The following is a 15,952-nucleotide window of genomic DNA, read 5'->3' as shown; positions in this document are numbered from 1 at the left end:
AGATTTGGGGGTTTGCCCGAGTGGTTAAAGGGGGCGGACTGTAAATCCGCAGGCTATGCCTACACAGGTTCGAATCCTGTAGCCCCCATGGAAGAAGCTGTTAGCCGCAGCCATGAATTGCTGGTTTCCCTGCCCTTCAACAGGGCAGATCGAAAACTTAGCATCGACTGGCAAATGGCTGGCAGCGAGAGACGCGGGTGTAGCTCAATGGTAGAGCAGCAGCCTTCCAAGCTGAATACGAGGGTTCGATTCCCTTCACCCGCTTCGCTGCTGTAGCTCAGGGGTAGAGCGCCTCCTTGGTAAGGATGAGGTCATGGGTTCAAATCCCATCAGCAGCTTCAAGTCGCTCAAAGCGAGGCTCCCGCTGGGGAGCGATCTTTGAGTGCAACATCGTTTTTGTTTCGTTTCGATTTTCAAGTAGATCGAATGCGATCAACACGGCCGAATTGCCGGCGAGTAACCGTGGGTGTGAACGCGGTCGACGGCAGCAAGGGTTTTCGAGGAGCGTATCTCCCCGAGAACAGTGGTGCGGATCGCGAATGCAGGTGAACCAGAATGGCTAAGGACAAATTTGAACGTACCAAGCCCCACGTCAACGTAGGTACGATCGGTCACATTGACCATGGTAAAACGACGACGACGGGTGCGATCCTCGCTGTTCAAGCAGCAAAGGGTTTGGCAGAAGCGAAGGGTTACTCGGACATCGCTAAGGGCGGTACGGTTCGTGACGCAACGAAGACCGTGACCATCGCTGTTGCTCACGTCGAGTACGAGAGTGAAAATCGTCACTACGCACACATCGATTGCCCCGGCCACGCTGACTTCGTCAAGAACATGATCACCGGTGCCGCCCAAATGGACGGTGCAATTTTGGTTGTGTCGGCTGCCGACGGCCCGATGCCACAAACCAAAGAACACGTCTTGCTCGGTCGCCAGGTTGGCGTTCCTTACATCGTCGTGTACCTGAACAAGTGCGACTTGGTCGACGACGAAGAATTGCTCGAACTCGTCGAGCTCGAAGTTCGCGAATTGCTCAGCAAGTACGACTACCCAGGCGACGACGTTCCTGTCGTTCGCGGTAGCTCGCTGCCCGCTTACAACAACCCAAGCGACCCAGAAGCCAGCAAGTGCATCACTGAGTTGATGGAAGCACTTGACTCGCACATTCCTGAGCCAACCCGTGAAGACGACAAGCCATTCCTGATGGCAATTGAAGACGTCTTCTCGATCGAAGGTCGTGGTACGGTTGCTACCGGACGGATCGAGCGTGGTGTCGTCAAGGTTGGTGAAGAAGTCGAAATCATCGGTCTCGGACCAGACTCGACCAAAACCACCTGCACCGGCGTCGAAATGTTCCGAAAGGAAATGAGCGAAGGCCGCTCGGGCGACAACGTCGGTTGCTTGCTCCGTGGTGTCAAACGCGAAGACATCCAACGTGGTCAAGTCCTGGCGAAACCAGGCAGTATCACGCCTCACACCAAGTTCGAAGCAGAAGTTTACTGCTTGAGCAAAGACGAAGGTGGCCGTCACACGCCATTCTTCAGCGGTTACCGCCCTCAGTTCTACTTCCGCACGACTGACGTCACCGGAACAGCTAACTTGATCGGTGCTGACATGTGCATGCCTGGCGATAACGTCAAGGTCGAAGTTGAATTGCACAAGCCAATCGCAATGGATGATGGTGTTCGTTTCGCTATTCGCGAAGGCGGACGTACCGTTGGTTCAGGCGTTGTGACCAAGATTGTCGAGTAATCTGCATTTGCAGAAAGTTGTCAATAAGCGATAAGCTGGTAGCTGATAGCTAGTAGCTTATCGCTGTTTCAGGGGCGTAGCTCAATTGGCAGAGCACTGGTTTCCAAAACCAGCGGTTGTGAGTTCGACTCTCGCCGCCCCTGCTGTCCAGAATTCTGGTTTGCCCCCACGATCAACAGGATGTGATCGCGGACGAGGTTTGAGCAAACTGGCCCATGACCAATTTGGCTCAACACCAGAATCAATTCACGAAGGAGTCCACGGGTGTCCAAAGATCTAACCCAATCCGGCACGGCCGGCGCTGGAGGCAGTTCGCTGAGCAGCGAATTGTTTCATGCTGGTGTGTACAAAGCCAACCAAGGCCGGATCGTTCGCCAACTGACGGCCCTCGCCGTTTGGGTGATCGTGACGTTGGGTTGCTGGCGTTTGTATTCGTTCCTCCCTGCCGCGATGGGTGACTCATCCCTCGCTGCTCGCGTCATCCCGGCTGTGTTGCTGGCCGCGGGTTTGTGGTTCGGATTCCGGGTCGTCAATTGGCCACGGTTCGCCGACTTCCTGATCGCCGTCGAAGCCGAAATGAACAAGGTCACCTGGCCGAGCAAGGATGAACTGATTCGGGCTTCCGTGGTTGTGATTTTCACTATCTTCTTCCTTGCCATCACATTGTTCCTGTTCGATGTTCTCTGGCAATTCATCTTTAACTTCATCGGGGTAACATCGTGAGTGATGAAGACGTGAAAGACGTCGACTCGCCAGAAACCGAAGTCGCTCCCGCCGCTTCTGAAGCACCGGAATCTGAAGCATCAGCTTCCGGAGCACCTGCGCCCCCACCTCCGGCCCCCGTTGACCCCAACGCACCCCCCAAGCCAGAAGTGAACGAAGAGTCCCCGATGGATTGGTATATCCTGAAGGTCGCCTTCAACCGCGAAGATTCCATTGCCGAAGCACTTCGCAAGAAGGTCCGCATGGAAGGCATGGGTGAGTACTTCGGCGACATCGTGGTGCCCTCCGAAGACGTTGCCACCTTCACCCGTGACGGCAAACGCCGCGTCAGCAAACGAAAGCTGCTTCCCGGGTACATCATGGTGTACATGTCGATCAACGATGACACCTGGTTCCTCGTCCGCGAAGTCGGTGGAATCAGCGATTTCACCGGGTCGGCTGGCAAACCGATGCCGATGGAACCGGAAGACGTCGAACGATTCGTCAATCGCCCCGAAGTCAGCGACGAAGACGAAACTCCGATCAAAACGGCCATTCCGTTCAAAGTCGGCGACCGTGTTCGCGTCAAAGAAGGCAACTTCGAAAACCAAGAAGGCGAAGTCGATGTGGTCGACGAAGCCAACGGCCGCGTGACAGTGATCATCAACATCTTCGGACGCAGCGTCCCGATGGAACTGGATCACTGGCAAGTTGAGCCTTTGTAAAAAGCCGCTAGCTTCTAGCTATTAGCCGCTTGCGTTATTATCTTCACCATCCCACTTCAAACACCTCAGATTGCGTTGCCCTTTCAGCGAAACGCTGCACCTCAAGAGCTAACCGCTAATCGCTAATTGTTAAAAGCTGTTTTCCCATGGCAAAACAAGTCACCGGCCAAGCCAAATTCCAAGTCCCTGGTGGTCAAGCCACCCCTGCACCTCCTGTCGGTACTTCGCTGGGTAAATACGGCGTGAACCTGGGGCAGTTTGTCCAACAGTTCAACGACCGCACCAAGGAATACAACGGAACCCCGATTCCTGTGATCGTCACGGTCTACAACGACCGTAGCTTTGACTTCATCACCAAGAGCCCACCAGCCGCATCCATGTTGATGCAATCGGCTGGCATCGCCAAAGGCAGCGGCGTCCCTAACAAGGACAAAGTCGCGACCGTCACACGCGCCCAGTGCGAAGAGATCGCTCAAAAGAAGATGGCTGACCTCAACGCACGTGACATCGATCAAGCGGTTCGCATGATCGAAGGCACCGCTCGCAGCATGGGCATCATCGTCGACGGTTGATCGACGCTCTCGCAGCCCGTCTCTTGCTTCGACGCGACTCTTGGTCTGTCACGGTTAAAAGTGACAGACGACTATTTTTTGCTTTCGGATTTTTCCTCGATGAATTTCATCGAGGCACTGTTCATGCAAAATCGCTTCCCTGTTGGCGCTGGGCCATCGTCAAATAGATGCCCAAGGTGTGCTTCGCAACGTTTGCAGTGCACCTCGGTTCGCGGATACAGCATCTTGTAGTCTGTCTGGTAGCCAACCGCATCTTTCGCGATCGGCAAGTAGAAACTCGGCCAACCAGTTCCTGACTTGAACTTGGTCTTGCTATCAAACAGTGCTTGGTCACAGACGATGCAGTGGTAAACGCCATTCTTCTTGTTGTTCCAATACGCGTTGCGAAATGCAGGTTCCGTTGCCGCGTTCTGCGTCACATCGTACTGAATTCGATTCAGCCGGCGACGAAGCTCCGCTTTGGTCGCTGGGACATACTCTTCTTCCAACGGCTTGTCGGACTCGCTCGCGTCTTCCTGCGTGACTTCCAACGGCGCGGAGGAACGCCCCGATGAATTCGATTCATCGGCTCGCAGAACCAATCCCCCGAGCAACAGCCCGCTCGCACCAACCAGGCCGAAACTCAATGGACGGAGCGCGCCGAAACGCCATGAACGAGAATGCATTGTTTGGTCTCCAGAATCGAAAGGTTGGCCAAAACGTCGTCCTGACACCACATTGTAATGGGCCCGTTGCCGTCGTGACCGCCAATTTCGTAGGTGCAGAGGCGTCCCGTTGCCGTCGCGTCCGCAACCAACAGTGACCAAACGCACAGTTCGCATTGCCCGAGACGCCGTGGAAACACCACGTTTTTCTCCGTTCGCTACAATGCGTGCGTCCCAAACGTCCCCCATCCCGAACTTCGCCCGATGCCCGCCCACTCGCTTGAGATTGCCGCCCTCGCTCTCGATCGAGGCTCCAAACGGGTCGTGAATTCCTTTGATCTTTCGCTTTCTCCGGGCGAATACTGCGTCGTCCTCGGGCCCAGCGGCTGCGGAAAAAGCACGCTGCTGCATGGCATCGCGGGCCTCATCGAAGCCACCGAGGGATCCATTGCGATTCACGGGAAAGAAGTGACTCGCGTCGCGGCACGCAGGCGAAACGTCGGCCTGTTGTTCCAACATGACACGATGTACCCGCATTTGAGCGTGGAACAAACGCTGCGGATTGCGGCTCAGGCCAATCCCGAACGCCATCTCTCTGCGTCGGAAATCGACCAACGAATCCTGGCCATCTCGGAGACGATGAGCCTGGATTCCGCATGGCTGCCCAGACGCCCCGAAACGCTCAGCGGCGGGCAACGACGCCGGGTCGCTCTTGCCAAGACCCTGATTCGCGAACCTTCCGTTTGCTTGCTTGACGAACCGATGGCAGCGATCGATCGCTTGGCCTCCGAGCGGTTGATGGAACGCCTGGCCGAGGTTTCCAGACAGAAAGAATCGCCCACCTTCGTTCACGTCACCCACGACGGGGAAGAAGCCATGCGTTTGGCCGACAAGATCGTCGTGATGTCGGAAGGAGAAATCCTGCAAGTTGGGCCCCCGAGCGAAATCTATCAGTCGCCCCACTCAGCGGAGGTGGCTCTCGCACTCGGGTCCCCCTCATGCAACCTGATCGCGTTGGTCGAGGCAATCCAGAATTGCCCCCAACTTGGCGAAGCATTGGAACTGCCGGACGGTCAATCGCCCAAGAATCTCTCTCTAACGCTACGCCCCGAGACGATTCAACTGCTCGAACCCGCCTCCGACCAGAACAACGGCACCGTGACCGAATCGGGCAAATGGCAATTCCCAGCGACCGTCTTGGAACGACGTGATCTCGGTGGCCGCACGCTTCTTCGACTGGCCCCCATCGGATCCGAAAACGCTGTACCGCTCTCGGTCACCATCGCTGATAGTGGGGTCCCGGCAAACCCCGGAACTCGTTGGATTTTCCAAACCCCGATTTCGAAACTTCGAGTCGTCGCCGGGTCGCCCCGACACTGCCATTGCCCAGCAATATGAATCGTCACTTTCCCGGCCAACACTCAGTCCATTGAAGACCTGTGGCGGGACAGATTCGTAGGTTACGATGCCTCGATGAAATCGAAACGCACCAACAATCGACGCGGCAAACCCAAGCAAAGAAATCTCAAGGGCGGGACCGATGACGGCAAGCCCACCAAGCTGAGAATCATCGGCGGTGACATGCGGGGCCGTCCCGTGACCTATCACGGCGAAGAATTCACTCGCCCGATGCGGGACAGCGTTCGCGAAAATCTGTTCAACATTTTGGGCCGAGCCTGTCGCGGCACGATCGCATTTGATCTGTTCGCCGGCACCGGTGTGTTGGGCCTGGAATCGATCAGCCGTGGCTCCACCAGCGCCGTCCTGGTCGAACCGATGCGAAAGGCGATCGCCCAAATCCGGGACACGACCGAGCGACTCGGCATTGAAGACAAAGTCCGCTTGGTGACGGGCGACGCCTTCGCGTTGGCCGATCAGTTGCTGAAGCCATCCAGTCCGGAAGATGACACCGCTTGGATCGTCTTCCTCAGTCCGCCCTATCGCATGTGGACCGACCCTGAGTTCTTTCCCAAGTTGAAATCAATCATCATCCGAGTCCAGCAATACGCCCCTCCCGGCAGTGTTTTGGTCGTCGAGACCGACAACACGTTTGACTTGGAACAACTGCCGCCAGGCGACTGGGACATCCGAACGTATGGCATCACTCACCTGGCGTTCCTGGAACCCGGCAATGTCTGCGGCCTCGTCACTCCTTTTCCAGTTCCTGAATGAACCGCAGCAGCAACGGATGTGAGGGCTCGTCCATCTGACCGTGGTTGTATCCGTCGAGTTCCATCAACTTGGTGTGAGGGTGCCCGACAACTTGCATCATCCGCCAAAGGTAGGCGTTCTCTTCATAACGTCCGAGCATTTCCAGTTCGCGGTCGCCCGTGATCAATAGCAACGGCGGAGCGTCCTTCCGAACATGGAACAGCGGTGCCATCTCATCGATGATTGGCTGGCGCCCATCGATGCCGTTCTCTTTGCGAACCGTGAAGTGTGTGATGGTGTGACCGCTGTAAGGGATCAAACCTGCGATCTGATTGGCATCGATGTCATGCTTCGCGAGCCAACGCTTGTCCAGTCCAACCATGCTGGTCAGATACCCGCCGGCTGAATGCCCGCTGACATAGATACGATTTGGATCACCACCGTATTGCTCGATGTTCTTGAAAACCCAAGCGACAGCCGCCGCAGCATCTTCTACATAAGCCGGTGATTTGACCTTCGGATGCAAGCGATAATTCACTGCCGCAATGGCAATCCCTTGGTCGAGCAAACCGTCGGGAAAGGATTTGCTTCCACCGGTCAGTCCGCCGCCGTGGAACCAAACCACGGTTGAGAATCCCTTTTCACCGGTGGGATGGATCAGATCGAGACGACAACGCTCTTTCTCGTACTCCGTCAGATCGTCGCCGGACCGATAGGGCAAGTCTTTGAACGTTTGAGTCGCGTGCTTGGACGCGGTCGAATCTTGTGCGGCAACCGAACCGACACAAACGAAAAGAATCGCAACGAGTGCGATTCGCAAGTCGACAATTCTGTGCACTTCAAAACCTCATGCAGCGGGACAATGGAACCGCTGCATGATAGTCGATCGAAGGTTCACGAACGGGTGAAGTTCAGCCCACCGTTGGTGCCACCGCCAACTCGAAAGACAAAACCACCGTTTTGGCTGGGCGTCCAAGTGCCTTCCATCTTCTGCAGGTCTTGCGAGCGAACCAGTGTCAGGCTGCCGCCATCCAATCGGTACTGCCCGGAGAACTGGCTGGTACTTCCCGACTTGGATGCAACCCAAACGAACGAGCCATCGGAGTTCAACTCCAGCGACACCGATTGCTCACCGGGCAGAGAAACGTTCCACGATCCCACATGAGGTTGGGCTGGTGAGCTGACACTGGAAGCCGACGACGCCGATCCGAACGTTGGGATCTGCGAGAGGGTATTCGCAGGTTGGGTTGCGGGTGCCGAGGATTGTGCTGGCGTCGTGGTTTGAGTTGTTCCCGACGCCTGCGTTGGCGTGGTGGTTCGTTGATTGATCGAGGCCAACATGGCGAGTGCCGATGCTTCCGCCGATGCAGCAGGCTGAGTCGAGGGAGCCGCCTGAGTCGCTGGCTGCGTTTGAGTTTGTTGCTGAACAGCGACTTGTTGCTGGACAGGAGCCTGTTGCTGAACGGGTTGTTGTGGAGCGAACGGTTGCCCCGAAACGGGCTGGCGGGATACCGGCTGACCTGCGAATGACTGCGAAGCGACCGGCGAAGCCTGAACGCTGACAGGAGCGTTGTGATAAACGGGAGCCTGACGATAGGTGGGCTGGATCGATGAGTAGCGAGGCGTCGACGATGGGTAGCGATTGGTCGTGCGAGCCGAGTGGATCTGCGACACGATTCGCGAAACTCCGCTGCGACGTGCCCCGCCACACGCTTGGGCTTCGACGGCTGTTCCAGCCACGGTGCTGATCACGGAAGCGGCCAAGATCCATTTTTTAGCTTGAATTTTCATCGTTCTGTCTCCGGTCTTTGGAAAGTTTGAATTCGCGTCGCGGCGATGTCTTCGCCTTACAAACTGCCAAGCGGCAGACTTCTGAATGCGTTACAGAGAAACTTCATTTTTTTAAACGCCTGGGATTTCACTTGGCCAACCACGATGCCAGCGTCTGGGTCGAGGACTCCGGTGTGGCCTCCTCCTTCGTCTTGGATTCCAATTGCTTGCTCATCGCTCCCGCGATTCGGGCGACATAGTCAATCGATGCCGCGACGGCTTCATCGGGTGCCGTCGCATCCAATTTCGCGACGTACAGGATCAAGAACTCGCCCGCCCCGTTCTTTTCCACCACCCAGCCACCAATCTTGGTCGCCGAGTTTTGCCGCATCAGTCGCATCATCAGCTCGGCCGTGGGCTGCTCGCTGCTGACCGAAACCAACGACCAAACCTTTCGCACGTCAGCTCGCTGGAAATACTCAGTGTCTTTCGCGACGAAGACGGACTGCGTCGCCCCTGAGGAAAGCTTTTGCTTGACCTCGTAGTGACCGGTCGAATGCAATTCAAAGTCCACCTCTGCATTTCTCAAAACCACCTTGGTGCCCAACGGAGCCGCCTTCCAAGGACTTTGGATGAACGCCTTGATTTCCTGGACGTCCACGCAGTAGCTGACCAGGTTCTGCGACGGCGAGAACGACTGGGCAATCGCGATCAGCTCACCGGCTTGGTTGACCACGGGACCACCGCTGTCGCCGGGTTTGATCGGCGTTTGAGTCTCGACGACGCGAAAATCGTGCTCGCCGTGATCCGATTTGAACTTCTTCTGATAGACCGAGCGGACGGTGCCGCTGGTGTAGACCCACAAGACGTCAGATCCACCGGGGTTTCCGATCAAATCGACTGATTCGCCAACCGTTACACTCGACTCGGCCAACGTGATCGATTCGGCTCGCTCGGGCACTTCCGCCAACTCAATCAGAGCCAAATCACGCTTGCGATCGACGGCAACAACTCGGCCCGGCTGAGCCAACTTCAGCACCGAATCCAGGTATTGCTTGCGTTTGACCAACGTTTCGCCGTTCTTTTTCTCGGGAAAGAACACCACGGCCGAGCGACTGTCACCGACCACATGAGCGTTGGTCAGAACCAGCTTTTTGTCCGCGTCGATGAAGACACCTGTTCCGGTGGAGGTTTGATCTTCTCCGTTCGCCGTGATGATCCACACGGTCGATGGAAGGACTTTTTGGTACGTTTCCCCGCCCGCCATGGCGTTGGTCGTTTGGAGCGAGATGACCAGCATGATGGCTGGGCAGAGCAACGACATCCAACGGTGAAAAGCAATTCGAAGCATTCGAGTCAGGCGGCAGCGAAACATTGGATCACCTCATCAAATCAGGCGTGGTGTGAAGTTGAGAACAAACGACCAAGCGAGAATTCCCGCCAGGTGTTACCGAAAATCATTTCTGACGTTTGAAATTGACCTTCACCGTCCCGATTTCCAGCTCAAACTGGTCCGCATCGCTCCACGTCAGCGGAAAAACCAACGGCTTTCCCGATTCCGCTTCCAATGAGAATTTGCCGTCTTCCAGCGAGTATTTGCCGGAAGACACCGTCGATTTGGAATCCTTGACGTGCACCAGTTGGAACGCCCCCGAGCCATTCGAAGCCGCTTTCAGATCGATCGCGTAAGCTTCGCCGGACACCGGAGTCGCCAACCATTGCCCGGCCAACGAGAACTCTTTGACAGCCGCTGTCGCCCTGTTTTCGGTTGGTTTAGCTCGAAATTGCGACCAAACCGATGAGTTTTCCACTGCGAATTGGCTGAGCGATTGCAGCTTCGAACGCAACGATTCCGTGGTCAGCCCCACAGCCGATATCGTTGAACGCAGCACCAATTGGCCTTGCTTGCCCTCCTCCGCCGCCTCGCGGTTGATACCGAAGAACCTTGCCCGGCTCGCTTGACCGGCTTCCATCAGCGACAGCCAGATCGCTCGTTCGTTTTCAATCGGAGACTCGTCCAGCGTCACGAGTGCCATTTCAAACACCACCTTTGGCAAATCTCCCTGAATGGTCATCCGAGTCGAGAAACTCCATTTGTCAGATCGACTGACCAACCGAATCGCACCAAATTCGCGGACAGCTTCATCATCGATCTCTTTGGCGAGCAGAAAGAGTTCGTCCAAATCATCGATCGTTTCCACCTTCGGCGATCCAACCTCAATCGAGATCGAAGGGCTCGATGACTCGCTGGTCTGTTTCGACGATGCCGTCGTGAAAACGGAGTCGATGGCAACTTTCGAAAACAGCTCGTCATCCGCCAAACCACGAGCGGCGGGCAGAACAACGCACAACAGGGCCAGGCAAAGAGTTTGGTGAGAGAGACGCATGGGTTCGCTCGTTTATCAGAGGAAAGAAGGATCACGCACGCGTGTGGGCGATGCTCTCCAAGCGAATCCGCAGGCAAATTGTTACAGATTCGATGTTTCAAAAACAAATTCGTTTTTTCCAGTAACACCTTGGGACCTCCTCCGCTTAGCCGTTCAGTCACAAGACGAACGACAGCGAACGACGCGGCAAACTCGCTGGCGACTTTCTTACAACGCCGCAAAACAAACTTCCTGGAGACTGAACGATGTCCAAACGAACTCTGATCACCGCTGCAATGGCCATGACCTTCTGCTTGGTTGGCACCGCTTTGAAAGCTGACGACAACCTGCTCGCTCGATTGGCCGCCGCCGAAAGCAAACACACCGCCGACATCGAGAACATCGCCGAAGCTTCTGCTGACGAAATGGAACTCGGACTGGCAGATGTCGAATCGCTGCTCAACGACGGTGAAGACGAAGTGGATTCCGAAGAAGCAGTCGCAGCTTGCTACCGTCGCTTCCGCGGCAGCTACGGGTACCGCAGCTACGGCCATCGCAGCTACGGCTACACCCACTACAACTCGTACTTTAGCCCCTACAGCTACTCGTCTTATCACTACACACCCGTCGTGCACTACAAGCCTGTCGTGCACCGCTACTACACCCCCGTCTACACAAGCTACTGGGGATGCTGGTGAGCCACTTCACTGCGATTCACAGCAGGGTGATCCACCTCACCGAGTGATCGCCCCCAAACAACGCATCACGCTCATCGCACGGCATGCCCGGTACATCCCAACAGTGGATTGCCGGGCTTTTTCATGAATCTGCAAAATTCTCTACGAGGCACAATCTCATGTATCGCACATCCTTTTCCGTGAAGGCACTCAACACGGCCATCCTGTTCATCGCCTTCGTGACCATCGGCATCGTCGCATGCCAAGGGCAAGGCTTCATCGTTCCTCCCGATGACATCGGCGACTTGGAAATCGTCGAGGTCAAACAACTTCCTGTCGTGGATCAATCCTGTGGTCCTCGCTTCGGGATCGTGATCGCCAACAAAAGCAACCGCTGCGTCGAAGCCTTCCATGTCACTGCGATTGGTTCGCTGGGACAAGCGTTGCCGCACTCGCCTTGCACGACCGTGGTCGCTGGGCAAATCCCTGCCAATGGAGCCCTCCAAGTCGAAGTCTCCCTGCCAATTGAGACGCTCGCCATGGGCAATCGCGGCGGGCTGATCATCGGCCTGCAATACTTGACCGTGATCATCGACAGTTGGGATGAGTTCTTCGAATGCAACGAGTTCAATAATCGTAAATGCTTCTCGATGGATTCCTTGCCAATCGAAACCGTCGAGGCGGTCACAGTCGAAACAACCACGGACGTCGTTCCCGAAGCGACGAGGTTGCAGCCAACCGTGCAATCCGACACGGCACCTGCCGGCAAAGTCGCCCCACAGAGCAGTGGCATCACTCAGCCGGCTCCCGCCACCTCCGCGGTTTCACCTCAAGATCCGCTGCGTTCAGCCATCGAACAGATCACACCGAACGACAACGACCTTTCGCAGTGATTCGTCTCGCCACCATCTTCATCGAACCAACGGCCAGGCCTCAACGCGGCGTGGCCGTTGTTTCGTTGGAGAGCACTTCCGATAGAACGGCCCAGGTTCGAACGATGATGCGATAACTCGCAAACGCGCCGAGCAAACCGATCATGCCAGCGATGATTGCAATCAACAAATACTCCTTCGTCTGCCCTTCGCTGAAGACCATCAAGGCAGCTCCCATCAACGGGATGACAGCGGCGATCAACAAAAACGATTCGCTATCGCCGATCATTTGTTGCGAATGATGTTCGAAGTTTGGATCCCGCATCGTCGGTCGAATCATCTTGGGATAGTGCACACAGGTCGCCACCACGTTCAGTGCAAACAGCGGGTACACCATCGCCACCCCACCACAAATCAGCAGCGAGATAAAAAAGTGAACCGCCTGACCATCGGTGAACTCATCAAACCTCGACTTCAACAATAGCGGATAAACCAATCCCGCGATCAACCAGCACGTGCCTCCAATCGACGCAGCCCGGTACCCCAACCGCAACATGGAATTGAGCTCTTCTTCTCCAACGGACTCCCCCTGCCGAGTCGCCTTCAACGCTCTCGCGGACGCACGCGTGTAGACAACGATCAATCCCAACGCCAACGGGAACGCTATTGAATTCACCCAAATCGCAAATTCATCCAGACTTGGTCGCATCTCCGCCGGCATGATCTCGCTGTGGTTGTAAAAGTAATTGATGAATCCGGCGGCAATGTTGGGCAGCAAAATTGAAACGACTGACAACCACCAGGGAGACACTTTTCCCAAGACGTGTATCCAAGAACCTGGCTTCGGATCAAATAAACGGGCGGCTTCTGGGTGCATCGCTAAACGCAGGCTACCGCTCATCGCCGCACCACTCTCCGGACGATCCGCAGGATTCACCGACAACGCGGATCGAAGCACGCTCTCCAGTACTCGTTCGGACGGTGTGTCCAATCGATCCGGAACTAAAAACTCGCGTTTCCGCGCCGCATGCTGCTCTTCCAGCAACTCCGTCCAAGAATGCGTCTCATGCGAACAATCAAACGGTCGTTTACCTTGCCATAGCTCCCACAGCAAAACCGCCAAAGAGTACAAATCCGCAGCCTCACCGACATCTTCGGGACGTCCATCCCGCGTGATGCTCATCGCATCGAGATGCTCCGGTGCCATGTAACCGACCGAACCGCCCAAGGAGGATGCGGCCCCGGCACGACCAGCAGTTCCAGCCATCGACACGTTGAAATCCGCCAACTGCGGCAGACCTTCGGCGGTCAACAAAACGTTCGCTGGTTTGACATCGCGGTGCAGCACCCCAACTTCGTGTGCAGTATGCAAAGAGTCTGCCAATTGCAAACCAACCCAAGCGACCACCTTGGGCCACTCGCATCCAATGAACCATGCTCGTGTCGTCGAGCGATCCGGCACGACCTGCGCCGATTCGAGCAGTGCCTGATCCACTGCCCGCAAATAGACGTTCCCGTCGCGCTGGACAAGTGGAACCGAACGAGCCAAACGGACAACGTCCGCCAATGTGCCACCGGGATGAAATTGCATGTACAGCAAATACAACTCGGACAAGCGACCTGCCGCTTGATCATCGCGGACCGCCACCTGACGCTGATCAAACACTCGCACGATGTTCGGATGGTCGAACTGGGCGAGTGCTTGCGGTTCGTCCCCCGTGTCGTTGGCGACTTTCAATGCGACCAATCGTGACATGGAATTTTGACGAGCCAAATACACATGAGCGAACGCACCCTCCCCCAGTTTTTGAATGATCTCAAAATCATCGACCACCGCTCCCACGGCCAACTCGGTCGGCGTCCCACGACGAGGCGTTTTCGCGATGGACGCGTGTTGATCGCCCGAAGAATCGAACAGTGGCTTCAAAACCGGCTCCAAATGCGGGAACCGGTTTCGATAATGCTCGTGTTCTGGGGTCTGCCCGCATTCGCGACGAAGTTGAATCTCTTCCATCACCAAATCAAACGGTGCCGCCTCAGCGGAAAACCATTCGGGAAAAGCATCAAAGTATTCGTCCAGCCATCGCGGGCATTCATTCTGCACCGCGATCGCCATGCTCATCTTCACCATTTCCACCAAGACGAAGCGGCCTGATCGATCGCCCGCCGCCACATCGTTTTGAAACCGAGCAGGAAGCAACTCCCACACTCGCCGAGGATTGCCACCCTCCTCGTCCTCCGCCAAACGTTCCAGACATTCCAGCAAGATTTCGTCCAGATCCAGTGTGGAATCCTCCGCGGTGGTCGATGCACGACGTTGGGCTGACTGTCGAAACGTCATGACACAGGACGGTTGTTTCGAGATTCGTCGAACAGGAAAACGGTACAGGAAAACGGTGCGGAGTGCCCATGATAGCGAGCACCTCGGTAAGATGGCATGCACCGTTATTGTTTCACTTTCCTAACCAGCCCGACTCCTGTTGGCGCACCGCCGGTAATCGCCATGAACGACGAAACCTCATACGATTCAGCGAATCAACCGGCCGACGATCCATTGATCCAACGAATTCGCCAGCGAGACGTCGATGCGTTGGGCGAATACATTGCCGCGAACCGAGAATCTTTGTTCCGGTTTGTGAAATCGATCACTGGAGAACACCTGCTCGCGTTGGTCGAAGTCGATGACCTGATCCAAGAAATCGCGACGGCCGCCATCTCGAGTTTGCCAACCGCACCGCTGGACCAGTATTCGGTGATGCAGTGGTTGCAACAACTCGCCCGCAGACGCGTGGTCGACGCTCACCGATTTCACTTCGATGCCAAACGACGCGATGCGGGTCGGCAACAATCGATTCATGGCGGTGGTGCCTCAGGCAGCGAGGACGGTGCGATGGGAATGGAACAATTACTCGCCGCCAGCATGACGTCACCCAGTGCCGTGGTCAGCCAAAACATTCGGCTCAACGCGATGTCCCAAGCAATCGGCCAACTGAGTGAAGAGCAGCAAAACATCATCCGACTGCGATACGTCGACGGCATGCCGACCAAACAGATCGCGGAACAACTCGGCAAAACCGACGTCTCCATCCGAGTCTTGCTGTCACGCAGCATGCGACAACTCGAAAAACAACTCGAAGCCAACCGCCCGACGCGCTGAGAAGAGAGCATAAGCTTCCAGCCTGTGAGCGACCCTGTATTCAACCCCGTGCTTGAGCTCGTAAGGTGCCAGCCATAGGACTTCGTCCAGAACTTCCGATGTGAATCCTGCTTCAAGTCGGCGTACCACCACGGACAACTGTCGCTCTCTCGTCACATCAGCTCTTTCCAAGATGCCTTCGCCGTCGACACCCAACCAGTTAGGCACGGCGTTCCAACGCTGAAGTACTTGGCACCAGAAGTTTTCTCAGGCATTTCGCTGTCGGCCGCGGATCGCAATGTCAGGAAGCGTTTTTCGCACCCCTGCTCATTGACCGCCGTGGCGAAAATCACAACCCGATGCGTCAGCGAGGGACCATGCGCCGGATCAGGGGAGTCCCTCGCTCACGCGTTTTGAAGTTGCGATTTTGCGTGAGGCATTGGTTTTTTCATAACCCGACGCGTCAGCGAGGGACCACGTGCCATCGCAACGCGCCGGTGGGTCCCTCGCTGACGCATCGGGTTTTGAAGTTTTGCATTCGATTTTGTTGGCCAAAGGCCTTCATCATCGTAGCCTGGGGCATCG

15 protein-coding genes and 4 tRNA genes are annotated in these 15,952 nt (G+C 56.0%); 13 read left to right on the top strand and 6 right to left on the bottom strand.

Translation table 11 applies throughout. The features are described 5' to 3' along the window. Positions 1-6: 6 nt before the first annotated feature. From ACF8AM_RS10855 to rplK, 8 genes are all read left to right on the top strand, one after another. Positions 7-88 (top strand) — tRNA-Tyr (locus ACF8AM_RS10855). A gap of 105 nt (positions 89-193) precedes the next feature. Then, a tRNA-Gly gene (locus ACF8AM_RS10850) sits at positions 194-264 on the top strand. Between the two features lie 2 nt (positions 265-266). After that, positions 267-338, top strand: a tRNA-Thr gene (locus ACF8AM_RS10845). Positions 339-555: 217 nt separating this feature from the next. Beyond that, on the top strand, positions 556-1,752 hold the full coding sequence (tuf, locus tag ACF8AM_RS10840) for an elongation factor Tu (RefSeq protein ID WP_392555655.1): 1,197 nt from the start codon (positions 556-558) through the stop codon (positions 1,750-1,752). A gap of 70 nt (positions 1,753-1,822) precedes the next feature. After that, positions 1,823-1,895, top strand: a tRNA-Trp gene (locus ACF8AM_RS10835). A 121-nt stretch (positions 1,896-2,016) separates the two neighbouring features. Then, entirely contained in the window at positions 2,017-2,475 is a 459-nt protein-coding gene (gene secE, locus ACF8AM_RS10830) for a preprotein translocase subunit SecE (protein ID WP_392555654.1), read from the top strand. Further along, entirely contained in the window at positions 2,472-3,179 is a 708-nt protein-coding gene (gene nusG / locus ACF8AM_RS10825) for a transcription termination/antitermination protein NusG (protein ID WP_392555653.1), read from the top strand. The genes secE and nusG overlap by 4 nt, the downstream gene beginning before the upstream one ends. A gap of 146 nt (positions 3,180-3,325) precedes the next feature. Beyond that, complete coding sequence (gene rplK / locus ACF8AM_RS10820) at positions 3,326-3,751, top strand: 50S ribosomal protein L11 (RefSeq protein WP_230255031.1); 426 nt, start codon at positions 3,326-3,328, stop codon at positions 3,749-3,751. Positions 3,752-3,822: 71 nt separating this feature from the next. Here the strand turns inward: rplK and msrB are convergent, their stop codons facing one another. Further along, a complete protein-coding gene (gene msrB, locus ACF8AM_RS10815) occupies positions 3,823-4,416 on the bottom strand; it encodes a peptide-methionine (R)-S-oxide reductase MsrB (RefSeq protein ID WP_392555652.1) in 594 nt (197 codons plus the stop codon). Between the two features lie 243 nt (positions 4,417-4,659). On the opposite strand from msrB, the gene ACF8AM_RS10810 reads away from it, so the two are divergent. Together ACF8AM_RS10810 and ACF8AM_RS10805 are read left to right on the top strand one after the other, a co-directional pair. Beyond that, the gene (locus tag ACF8AM_RS10810; RefSeq protein ID WP_392555651.1) at positions 4,660-5,793 is read left to right on the top strand and encodes an ABC transporter ATP-binding protein; all 1,134 of its coding nucleotides are present in this window, start codon (positions 4,660-4,662) and stop codon (positions 5,791-5,793) included. Positions 5,794-5,868: 75 nt separating this feature from the next. Then, positions 5,869-6,567, top strand: coding sequence for an RsmD family RNA methyltransferase (locus ACF8AM_RS10805; RefSeq protein WP_392555650.1), 699 nt, complete (start codon positions 5,869-5,871; stop codon positions 6,565-6,567). Here ACF8AM_RS10805 and ACF8AM_RS10800 read toward each other — a convergent pair. From ACF8AM_RS10800 to ACF8AM_RS10785, 4 genes are all read right to left on the bottom strand, one after another. After that, positions 6,542-7,384 (bottom strand): alpha/beta hydrolase, encoded by an 843-nt coding sequence (locus tag ACF8AM_RS10800; RefSeq protein ID WP_392555649.1) that lies wholly within the window; start codon positions 7,382-7,384, stop codon positions 6,542-6,544. The two genes, ACF8AM_RS10805 and ACF8AM_RS10800, sit on opposite strands and share 26 nt — an antisense overlap. 56 nt (positions 7,385-7,440) lie before the next feature. Further along, positions 7,441-8,337, bottom strand: coding sequence for a hypothetical protein (locus ACF8AM_RS10795; protein WP_392555648.1), 897 nt, complete (start codon positions 8,335-8,337; stop codon positions 7,441-7,443). 127 nt (positions 8,338-8,464) lie between these two features. Next, positions 8,465-9,691 carry a serine protease gene (locus ACF8AM_RS10790; protein WP_392555647.1) on the bottom strand — a complete coding sequence of 409 codons (1,227 nt, stop codon included), beginning with the start codon at positions 9,689-9,691 and terminating at the stop codon, positions 8,465-8,467. 82 nt (positions 9,692-9,773) lie between these two features. Continuing rightward, positions 9,774-10,703 (bottom strand): hypothetical protein, encoded by a 930-nt coding sequence (locus tag ACF8AM_RS10785; protein ID WP_392555646.1) that lies wholly within the window; start codon positions 10,701-10,703, stop codon positions 9,774-9,776. A 245-nt stretch (positions 10,704-10,948) separates the two neighbouring features. Between ACF8AM_RS10785 and ACF8AM_RS10780 the strand changes: the two genes are divergently transcribed. Beyond that, on the top strand, positions 10,949-11,380 hold the full coding sequence (locus tag ACF8AM_RS10780; protein ID WP_392555645.1) for a hypothetical protein: 432 nt from the start codon (positions 10,949-10,951) through the stop codon (positions 11,378-11,380). 158 nt (positions 11,381-11,538) lie between these two features. Next, on the top strand, positions 11,539-12,252 hold the full coding sequence (locus tag ACF8AM_RS10775) for a hypothetical protein (RefSeq protein WP_392555644.1): 714 nt from the start codon (positions 11,539-11,541) through the stop codon (positions 12,250-12,252). 40 nt (positions 12,253-12,292) lie between these two features. On the opposite strand, the gene ACF8AM_RS10770 is transcribed toward ACF8AM_RS10775, so the two are convergent. Next, on the bottom strand, positions 12,293-14,572 hold the full coding sequence (locus ACF8AM_RS10770; RefSeq protein ID WP_392555643.1) for a serine/threonine-protein kinase: 2,280 nt from the start codon (positions 14,570-14,572) through the stop codon (positions 12,293-12,295). Between the two features lie 162 nt (positions 14,573-14,734). Between ACF8AM_RS10770 and ACF8AM_RS10765 the strand changes: the two genes are divergently transcribed. Next, positions 14,735-15,388 carry an RNA polymerase sigma factor gene (locus ACF8AM_RS10765; protein ID WP_392555642.1) on the top strand — a complete coding sequence of 218 codons (654 nt, stop codon included), beginning with the start codon at positions 14,735-14,737 and terminating at the stop codon, positions 15,386-15,388. Positions 15,389-15,952: the final 564 nt, after the last annotated feature.

Origin of the sequence: Rhodopirellula sp. JB055, from assembly GCF_043100905.1 — a bacterium.
Taxonomy (GTDB): Bacteria; Planctomycetota; Planctomycetia; order Pirellulales; family Pirellulaceae; genus Rhodopirellula.
This window is presented reverse-complemented; position numbering and strand designations above follow the sequence as displayed.

Coding starts and splice junctions, on each gene's coding strand:
- ACF8AM_RS10775 (WP_392555644.1), top strand. CDS start 11,539: ATGTATCGCACATCCTTTTCCGTGAAGGCACTCAACACGGCCATCCTG.
- ACF8AM_RS10805 (WP_392555650.1), top strand. CDS start 5,869: ATGAAATCGAAACGCACCAACAATCGACGCGGCAAACCCAAGCAAAGA.
- ACF8AM_RS10770 (WP_392555643.1), bottom strand. CDS start 14,572: ATGACGTTTCGACAGTCAGCCCAACGTCGTGCATCGACCACCGCGGAG.
- ACF8AM_RS10780 (WP_392555645.1), top strand. CDS start 10,949: ATGTCCAAACGAACTCTGATCACCGCTGCAATGGCCATGACCTTCTGC.
- ACF8AM_RS10790 (WP_392555647.1), bottom strand. CDS start 9,691: ATGTTTCGCTGCCGCCTGACTCGAATGCTTCGAATTGCTTTTCACCGT.
- ACF8AM_RS10765 (WP_392555642.1), top strand. CDS start 14,735: ATGAACGACGAAACCTCATACGATTCAGCGAATCAACCGGCCGACGAT.
- ACF8AM_RS10785 (WP_392555646.1), bottom strand. CDS start 10,703: ATGCGTCTCTCTCACCAAACTCTTTGCCTGGCCCTGTTGTGCGTTGTT.
- ACF8AM_RS10795 (WP_392555648.1), bottom strand. CDS start 8,337: ATGAAAATTCAAGCTAAAAAATGGATCTTGGCCGCTTCCGTGATCAGC.
- tuf (WP_392555655.1), top strand. CDS start 556: ATGGCTAAGGACAAATTTGAACGTACCAAGCCCCACGTCAACGTAGGT.
- rplK (WP_230255031.1), top strand. CDS start 3,326: ATGGCAAAACAAGTCACCGGCCAAGCCAAATTCCAAGTCCCTGGTGGT.
- ACF8AM_RS10810 (WP_392555651.1), top strand. CDS start 4,660: ATGCCCGCCCACTCGCTTGAGATTGCCGCCCTCGCTCTCGATCGAGGC.
- msrB (WP_392555652.1), bottom strand. CDS start 4,416: ATGCATTCTCGTTCATGGCGTTTCGGCGCGCTCCGTCCATTGAGTTTC.